This window comes from Pseudomonas sp. NDM (genome assembly GCF_003105095.1).
Taxonomy (GTDB): Bacteria; Pseudomonadota; Gammaproteobacteria; order Pseudomonadales; family Pseudomonadaceae; genus Aquipseudomonas; species Aquipseudomonas moraviensis_A.
The window spans coordinates 1-6,994 of the sequence record NZ_QETJ01000213.1; the positions used below are offsets into that span (position 1 = coordinate 1).

General features: G+C 60.8%; 5 protein-coding genes and 1 pseudogene. 2 read left to right on the forward strand and 4 right to left on the reverse strand.

Annotated features, from left to right (window positions below):
- Window positions 1-1,354, reverse strand: a pseudogene (locus DCO47_RS24705) (type IV secretion protein Rhs); the annotation flags it as partial.
- Window positions 1,355-1,594: 240 nt separating this feature from the next.
- Between DCO47_RS24705 and DCO47_RS24710 the strand changes: the two are divergent.
- On the forward strand, window positions 1,595-2,290 hold the full coding sequence (locus DCO47_RS24710; RefSeq protein ID WP_064362884.1) for an HAD-IA family hydrolase: 696 nt from the start codon (window positions 1,595-1,597) through the stop codon (window positions 2,288-2,290).
- 63 nt (window positions 2,291-2,353) lie between these two features.
- On the opposite strand, the gene DCO47_RS24715 is transcribed toward DCO47_RS24710, so the two are convergent.
- Window positions 2,354-3,100, reverse strand: coding sequence for a 3-oxoacyl-ACP reductase family protein (locus DCO47_RS24715; protein WP_042608465.1), 747 nt, complete (start codon window positions 3,098-3,100; stop codon window positions 2,354-2,356).
- A gap of 125 nt (window positions 3,101-3,225) precedes the next feature.
- Here DCO47_RS24715 and DCO47_RS24720 point away from each other — a divergent pair, with 125 nt between their 5' ends.
- Window positions 3,226-4,149 carry a LysR family transcriptional regulator gene (locus DCO47_RS24720; protein ID WP_116659128.1) on the forward strand — a complete coding sequence of 308 codons (924 nt, stop codon included), beginning with the start codon at window positions 3,226-3,228 and terminating at the stop codon, window positions 4,147-4,149.
- A gap of 106 nt (window positions 4,150-4,255) precedes the next feature.
- Here the strand turns inward: DCO47_RS24720 and DCO47_RS24725 are convergent, their stop codons facing one another.
- Both DCO47_RS24725 and DCO47_RS24730 read right to left on the reverse strand, forming a co-directional pair.
- On the reverse strand, window positions 4,256-4,984 hold the full coding sequence (locus DCO47_RS24725) for an aspartate/glutamate racemase family protein (protein ID WP_042608464.1): 729 nt from the start codon (window positions 4,982-4,984) through the stop codon (window positions 4,256-4,258).
- Window positions 4,985-5,038: 54 nt separating this feature from the next.
- Window positions 5,039-6,577: an NCS1 family nucleobase:cation symporter-1 gene (locus DCO47_RS24730; RefSeq protein WP_116659127.1), complete on the reverse strand. Its 1,539-nt coding sequence runs from the start codon at window positions 6,575-6,577 to the stop codon at window positions 5,039-5,041.
- Window positions 6,578-6,994 lie beyond the last annotated feature (417 nt).

Consider the following 6,994-nt stretch of genomic DNA (forward strand, 5'->3'; position numbering starts at 1 on the left):
TCGACACCGGACAGCCGTTGGTGCAGGTGTTGGGCACGCAGTCGGCGGCATCGCCGTTGGGGTTTTTCGCCTGGTCGGGGGCGTCGTCGTGAGGCTCGTGGCGCTCAAGACGCGCCATGTTTCGGGATTTTTCCCGCGCGAGTGGCGCCGGGTTCGGCACGCTCAACATCACCGCGTCGGCTTGGCGAATGTTCAGCGGAATCGACGGTATCGGCTTCAGCTGAACGTCCCGGGCATGAAACATCAGCGGCTTCAGCGTGCTCGCGTGCTGCTTGAGTTCCGGCGTCGAGGTCAGTTCAGCCAGGCGTAAAGCAGAGGCTGCCAGCCATTCCCGCGCCCGTGGCGACTTGATCCTGGCCAGGACCTTACTGCTCAGACTCAGCGATACGCCGGCACCGCCCGCCACGCGCATCAACAGGAAACTGATCAGCAACTCTGTGCGGACTTCGGCAACCACTTCGGCGAGGTATTGCGGCGGGAGCATCTTCAGCCAACTGGTGAACGCGGCCAGATGAATGAACAGCAACGGCTCGTCGCTGAGCATCAACAAGGCGTTGGCAATCGCCTCGCTGGAAGCCGCCAGCAGCGCCTCAAGCTCGACTTCGCTCAGGTATTCCAGGAGTTTTTCGCTGTGCGCCTGCAGATCGGCGAGGAGGGCAAACAGCTGTTGGATGTCATCCCAGACCCCGTTCAGGGCTTTTTCCAGACCGCGCCAGTCGGCCCGTTGCAATTGCCCGTAACGATCAAGAAAACCGGCGCTGGAAAACTCCATCCATGGCGGCTGGAAGCCTGTCCATTCGCCGCGCAGCCAGTTTTCCAGACCGGCGATGACACCTTCATAAGAGGCATACAGCGCGCGGACATGGGCGGTGGAAACATCGGGGAAGAAGGTGATGCGGTAGCGCTGGCCGCGCGTGCAATCGGTCACCTCGAGAATCCCGCTCGGGCCGATGGTGTGGCGCAGTGGTTCGCCGAAGGTCTGCACGCCGTCGACTTCGCTGAGCAGCGGTTCGAGGGTTACCGGGGTGTCACCGATCGGCACAAAGCGCGCCGCTTCAAACATGTGTACCAAGGTCAACGGCCCGTTGGCCGGACACATGACCACCGATGAACTGATGGGTGCGCGCGAGGTAATCGGCGCCCTCAGTTGCACGTCATTGCCAACCTTGAACACCTGCTCGATGTCCAGCGCCGTCCCGCTCCAGAACTGCTCGGCCCAGGTCTCGTAGGTGTTCAGGCACAGGCGGAACTCATCGATCAGCGCTTCGAAATCTGGCTGCTGGGGATTCAGGGCGGCCACCACCAGCAGTCCGATGCTGTTGTTCAGGGCCAGTAGCCGATCGGGTTGAAACATTCGCAGTCGCTCGCGCATAGGAAGAAACGGGAGCGCGGACTTTGCGGGGGATCAAAAATGAAAGAAGTCGGGGAAGTAGGCAGTGTCTGTAGGAGGTTTCGCTAAATGCGAAGAGCGCGTCGACGGGATTGCCCGTTGCTCAATGTCCATCGGCCTCGCTATGCTGCTGAACCCATTAATCAGATCCGCGTTGCGGCACGTTGCCTGTCGCCCGGGATGTCTTTGTTAACGGATCCGATGATGAATGCACCGCTGAAGACGTTCGGCCCGATCAAGGCCGTGATATTCGATATGGACGGTTTGCTGCTCGACACCGAGGGCATTTACACCGAGGTCACCTCGATGATTGTCGGGCGCTACGGGAAAACCTTTGACTGGAGCATCAAGCAGAACATCATTGGTCGCGGTGCCAATGACCTGGCCAATTACGTTGTGCAGGCGCTGGAGCTACCGATTACCCCGGAAGAATTCCTGCAGATCCGCGAGCCGCTGATGCGCGAGCGTTTCCCCAAGGCGCAGGCGATGCCGGGGGCCGAGGCGCTGGTGCGTCATCTCAAGGCGCATAACATCCCGATCGCAGTCGGCACCAGTTCGTCACGGCAGTCGTTCGGGCAGAAAACCACTTTGCACCGCGACTGGTTCGCACTGTTCGATTTCATCGTCACGGCGGACGATCCGGAAGTCGGCGCGGCCAAACCGGCGCCGGACATCTTCCTCACCGCCGCCCGGCGACTGGGCGTTGCCCCCAGGGATTGTCTGGTGTTCGAGGATTCACCGTTTGGCGTCACTGCGGCGAAAGCGGCAGGCATGACCGCAATCGCCATCCCCGACGCCGCGATGGCCGATGAGAAATATGCTCACGCTGACGGCATCCTTCGCTCGCTGAAAGACTTCAGGCCAAGCGCTTTTGGCCTGCCGACGCTGGAACTGGCCTGATCGCCCAGATAAAAACGCCGCCCTTCCCAAGAAAGAAGGGCGGCGTTTTTTCTTGCGGGGCTGTCAGGCGCCGAAACCGCCGTCGATGGTCAGGCTGGCACCGGTGATGTAGCCGGCTTCCGGCCCGGCGAGGTAGGCGACGAAGCTGGCGATTTCATCGGCAGTGCCGTAACGACCCACGGCCATCAGCGGGATCAGGCTCTCGGCGAAGTCGCCATGGGCCGGGTTCATGTCGGTGTCGACCGGGCCAGGTTGCACGTTATTGATGGTGATGCCCCGTGGACCGAGGTCGCGGGCCAGGCCTTTGGTCAGGCCGACCAGTGCCGATTTGCTCATCGCGTACACGCCGCCACCGCCGAAGGGCATGCGGTCGGCGTTGGTGCTGCCGATGTTGATGATCCGCGAGCCTTCGCCCATGTGCTTCGCCGCTTCCTGCGAAGCGATGAACACGCTGCGCACGTTGATGGCCAGGGTCTGATCGAAGTCTTCCAGTTTGAAATCTTCCAGCGGCGCGATGGCCAGCACGCCGGCGTTGTTGACGAGAATGTCCAGCCGGCCAAATGCTTCGACGGTGGCGCTGACTGCCTGGCGGATCGCCCCGGCATCGGCGCTGTCGGCCTTGATCGCCAAGGCCTTGCCGCCGTTGCCAGTGATGCTGTTCTGCAGTTCTTCGGCTTTAGCGGCGGAGCTGACATAAGTAAAAGCGACGGCGGCGCCTTCAGCGGCCAGACGTTTGACGATGGCCGCGCCGATGCCGCGCGAACCGCCTTGAATCAGAGCGACTTTGCCCCTGAGGTGTTGAGTGGTCATGTGCGATCTCCAAGTGTTCAAGGCGGAATGCCTTGGTGTTGGTGCCGAGTATCGGCGTGCCATCGACAACCGTGTAGACCATGATTGCTATAGTCTGTGTAAACCAGAAGTTTATAGTGGCGATCATGGAAACATTCAGCAGTATCGAATGCTTTGTGCGCAGCGCCGAGGTCGGCAGCTTCGCCGAAGCCGCGCGGCGTTTAAGCCTGACCCCGGCGGCGGTAGGCAAGAGCGTGGCGAAACTGGAAGCGCGGCTTGGCGTGCGGCTGTTCCAGCGTAGTACACGCAGCCTGACGTTGACCGAAGCGGGGCAGCTGTTTTTGAGTGAGGTCAGCGCCAGCCTGACCACCATCCAGAATGCCGTTGCCAATCTGGCCAGCGCTGGAGGGCAGCCGGCCGGGACGCTGAAAGTGAGCATGGGCACGGTGTTCGGTCGTCTGTATATCGTGCCGCTGCTCGGCGAATTCTTGCGGCGTTATCCGGCGATCAACCCGGACTGGCATTTCGATAACCGTCAGGTTGACCTGATCGGGCAGGGCTTCGACGCGGCGATTGGCGGCGGCTTCGAACTGCCACAAGGCGTGGTTGCGCGCAGACTGACGCCGGCGCATCGGGTGCTGGTGGCGTCGCAGGATTATCTGCAGAACCATGCGCGGATCGGCCATCCCGATGACCTCAACCTGCACGACGGCATCCTGATTCGCTCACCGCAGACCGGGCGTGTGCGCTCCTGGCAACTCACCCACCGCGATCAGCAACACAGCCCGCTGACGTTGCGGGCGCGGATGACCATGAGCGATTCCGAGGCCGCGTGCGCGACGGCGATGCAAGGTTTGGGCATTGCGCTGGTGAGCATGCCGTTTGCGGTCCCGTACCTTCAGGCGGGGACATTGCAGCGGGTGCTGCCGGACTGGTTTGTCGATGACGGTAACATTTCGATCTATTACGCCGAGCACAAATTGTTGCCGGGCAAGACCCGGGCGTTTGTGGATTTTGTGATCGAGCAGTTTGTTGAGCAGGGACTGGCGCGGCGGTTTAGTGCTGTCTGAGCCAGGCGTCAAACCGAGTTGCGGCTATCGCGAGCAGGCTCACTCCTACAATTGGAATGCGTTCCTCTGTAGGAGTGAGCCTGCTCGCGATGAACGATAACGCGGTCTATCGAGCAAACCGCTGCGCCCAGCCAATAATGTTTTTCGGCCGTGGCGTCGCATAAGTGCGCACCTTCGACGTCGACAACTTCAAGCGCACCAGCGATTCGGCAATCGTCACCGCCGCCGTAACCCCGTCCACCACCGGCACGCCGGTGCGTCGGCGAATCTGCTCGTCCAGTCCGGCCATGCCGCCGCAGCCCAGGCAAATCACCTCGGCCTTGTCCTGGGTTACTGCCAGTTCTGCCTGCTGCACGATCGCTTCCAGTGCGCGCTGCGGTTCATGCTCCAGCTCGAGAACTGCCAGACCACTGGCGCGCACCGAGGCACAACGATCCCACAGGCCGGACAATTTCAGCCGATCCTCGATCAACGGCACGGTGCGATCCAGCGTGGTCACTACTGAATAGGCATGGCCGAGAAACATCGCTGTACTGGCCGCCGCATCGGTGATGTCCACCACCGGGACGTTGAGCAATTCCTGCAAGCCTTCGCGGCCATGCTCGCCGTAGCCGGCCTGGATCACGGCATCGAACGGTTGATCGTAGGCCATCACCCGGTCCATCACGGCGATGGCGGCCAGGTAGCTTTCGAAATTGCCTTCGATCGATTCGGCGCCGAAGTACGGCGTGAGGCCGACGATTTCGGTACCGGGGGAGGCGACGGCCTGCGCCGAGCGGGCGATGGCGTCGGTGATGGATTCGGTGGTGTTGACGTTGACCACGAGAATACGCATGGAAAATCCTTATTGCGGGCAGTGGTGCGGCCCGAAAACCGGGCCGCGAAGGGATCAGTGGCTGACGTTATCCACAGCGATGCATTCGCCGCTGACGTCGGCGTAATGCGTCTGGCGTTTGGCGATGATCAGGTAAAGCATGCCGGCGATTGCGGCACCGATCAGCCAGGAGAACGGCGAAACGCTGTGGAAACCGGGCACCAGCGCCAGGACGATGGCGATCAGCGCTGCAGGAATAAACGCCGCCACCGCGCGGAAATTGATGCCTCGGCTGTAGTAATAAGCGCCATCGGGGTCTTCGCTGTAGAGCTGCGGCACATTGATCCGGCCTTTGCGGATCAGCCAGTAGTCGACCATGATCACCCCGTACAGCGGGCCGAGCAGGGCGCCGAGGCCCGAGAGGAAGTAAACGATCACCAGCGGGCTGTTGTAGAGATTCCATGGCAGGATCAACACGGCGATGGTCGCGCTGATCAGCCCGGCGCGGCGGAACGTCAGGTATTTCGGCGCGAGGTTGCTGAGGACGAACGCCGGAGCGACGAAGTTGGCCATGATGTTCACCGCGACGGTGACGATCAGAAAGGCCAGACAGCCGAGCACCAGAAAGAAGGTGTTGGGGATCGAGGCGATGATCTCGGTCGGGCTTTCGATGATTCGCCCGTTGATCTGGAACTGCGCGCCACATAGCAGCACGGTAATCGCCGCGAAGACCAGAATGTTCACCGGCAAGCCCCAGAAATTTCCCACCTTGATGGTTTTGCGGCACGGCGAAGAACGGGCGAAGTCACAGAAGTTGAGGATCAGCGTGCCGTAGATCGCCAGCCACAACGCGCCGCCGGCAAAAATGTTGCGCCACATCTCGGCACCGGTCAGCGGCTCGCGGATCGACCAGGCGATGGTCGCGTTGGCCTGGAAGTACATCCACGCGGCGAGCGCGGCGACCGTCAGCAGAATCACCGGCCCGGCAAACGCCTCGTAACGGCGCACCATCTCCATGCCGTAGGCGAGGATCGCCAGTTGCACCAGCCAGATCGCCACGAAGCACGCCCAGCCCAGGCTCGACAGGCCGAGAATCGAGTTGTGATCGTATTCGGCGAAGCCCGGATGCACGGCGGTCAGCAGGACGCGGAAGACCACTGAGGCGAGGTACGTCTGAATGCCGAACCAGGCGATGGCGATAACCGCCCTGATCAATGCAGGAATTTGCGCACCATGGATGCCGAAACTGATCCGGCTGATCACCGGAAACGGCACCCCGGTTTTCTGCCCCATGTAGCCGGACAGGTTCATGAAGAAGTACACCAGCGCCGCGCCGATCCCCAGCGACAGCAGGATTTGCCAGCCGCCCAGGCCCAAGGCGTACAGGCCGATGGCGAACGAGTAGTTGGCAATGTTGTGCACGTCATTCGTCCACAGGGCGAAGATGCTGTACTGGCCCCAGCGCCGGCCCTCGGCTTTGGTCGGCGCCAGATCGCTGTTGTGCAGACGCGGGCTCAGTTGCAGAGGCTCGCTCAGTCCGTCGTGGGGCAACGGTCGGTCGAGCGTGGAGGAGGGCAGATTCAGCGCGATGTTATTCGAAAGACTTGTACGCATTCCGGCAGGCTCCTGACGTTCACCGCCGCGATGACTGTGCATGAGCACTCAGGCTCGACAAATCTTCGGCGCGGCGGTGAAACCATCACTAATTACGGGGCATCTGCAGCCTGTACGGGATAGGGCGCTTCAGGCTTGCGGATCGAAAGTGTGCATGTTCTGCAGTTTTGTATACAAAACATGTATGCGATAAAGCCAGATTTGTGCCAGATGCAGATCTAGCGGTAGCGCGGCTCATTTCGAATAGTTATCGATGGGTCATAAGTCGCTGAAAAAACGACGATATAAATTGATCGACTGGACAGGTATTTTTTTCAGGGGAGGGATTTTGCAGAAAGGCAGGCAGAGGGGATTCTGTTGGGGAATGTAACTTTTCAGGGCGTGAAAACTGAAAGTGCACACATAAATGGCACCGAT

Coding starts and splice junctions, on each gene's coding strand:
- DCO47_RS24710 (WP_064362884.1), top strand. CDS start 1,595: ATGAATGCACCGCTGAAGACGTTCGGCCCGATCAAGGCCGTGATATTC.
- DCO47_RS24715 (WP_042608465.1), bottom strand. CDS start 3,100: ATGACCACTCAACACCTCAGGGGCAAAGTCGCTCTGATTCAAGGCGGT.
- DCO47_RS24720 (WP_116659128.1), top strand. CDS start 3,226: ATGGAAACATTCAGCAGTATCGAATGCTTTGTGCGCAGCGCCGAGGTC.
- DCO47_RS24725 (WP_042608464.1), bottom strand. CDS start 4,984: ATGCGTATTCTCGTGGTCAACGTCAACACCACCGAATCCATCACCGAC.
- DCO47_RS24730 (WP_116659127.1), bottom strand. CDS start 6,577: ATGCGTACAAGTCTTTCGAATAACATCGCGCTGAATCTGCCCTCCTCC.